This is a genomic window from Salinisphaera hydrothermalis C41B8 (assembly GCF_000732535.1).
Lineage (GTDB): Bacteria > Pseudomonadota > Gammaproteobacteria > Nevskiales > Salinisphaeraceae > Salinisphaera > Salinisphaera hydrothermalis.
The window spans coordinates 1-1210 of sequence record NZ_APNK01000085.1; the positions used below are offsets into that span (position 1 = coordinate 1).

Annotated in this window: 1 protein-coding gene; it reads left to right on the forward strand. The window is 64.8% G+C overall.

Annotated features, from left to right (window positions below):
- Positions 1-1210, forward strand: a 1210-nt coding sequence (locus tag C41B8_RS19160; protein ID WP_037342019.1) for a malate synthase G, incomplete at both ends; no start/stop codon positions are given.

Below are 1210 nucleotides of genomic sequence, written 5' to 3' on the forward strand. Positions count from 1 at the left end.
GGCCATCAAGGCACCGCCAGCGCACCGAGCGCCGTCCTGCTCGTGCACCACGCCCTGCACATCGAAATCCAGATCGATGCGAACGACCCCGTCGGCAAAGACCACGCCGCCGGCGTCAAAGACGTCCTCATGGAAGCCGCCATCACTGCCATCCAGGACTGCGAAGACTCCGTCGCCGCGGTCGACGCCGAAGACAAAGCCCTCGTCTATGGCAACTGGCTCGGCCTCATGAAAGGCGACCTCACCGAAGAAGTGGCCAAGGGCGGCCAGACCTTCACACGAAAACTGGCCGACGACCGCGTCTATACCGCTGCTGACGGCAGCGAACTGACCCTGCCCGGGCGCAGCCTCATGCTCGTGCGCAACGTCGGCCATCTCATGACCACGCCCGCCGTGCTCGACGGGCACGGCAACGAAATCCCCGAAGGCCTCCTCGATGCCCTGGCTACCTCGACCATCGCGTTGCATGACCTCAAGCGCAACGGCCCCCACACCAACAGCCGCGCCGGCTCCGTCTACATCGTCAAACCCAAAATGCACGGCCCGGCCGAAGTCAACTTCACCGTCGCTGTACTCGGCCATATCGAGACCGCCCTCGGCATGGCGCCGAACACCCTCAAGATCGGCATCATGGACGAAGAGCGCCGGACCTCCGTCAACCTCAAGGCCTGCATCCGCGAAGCGCGCGAACGCACCATCTTCATCAACACCGGCTTTCTCGATCGCACCGGCGACGAAATGCACACCTCCATGGAAGCCGGCCCCATGCTGCCCAAGGGCGAAATGAAATCCACCGCCTGGCTGACCGCCTACGAAGACAACAACGTCGACACCGGTCTCGCCTGTGGTCTGCGCGGAAAGGCCCAGATCGGCAAAGGCATGTGGCCGGCGCCCGACAACATGGCCGCCATGATGGAGGCCAAGATCGGCCATCCCCAGGCGGGCGCCAACTGTGCCTGGGTGCCGTCGCCGACGGCGGCCACCCTGCACGCCATCCACTACCACCGCTGCGACGTGCTCGCGCGCCAGAGCGAACTGGAATCCCGACACAAGGACTACCTCGAAGCCCTGCTCACCATCCCGCTGCTCGACCGTGAACTCTCGGCCGACGAGATCGCCAAGGAACTGGACAACAACTGCCAGGGCATCCTCGGCTACGTCGTGCGCTGGGTCGACCAGGGCGTGGGCTGCTCCAAGGTGCCGGACATCA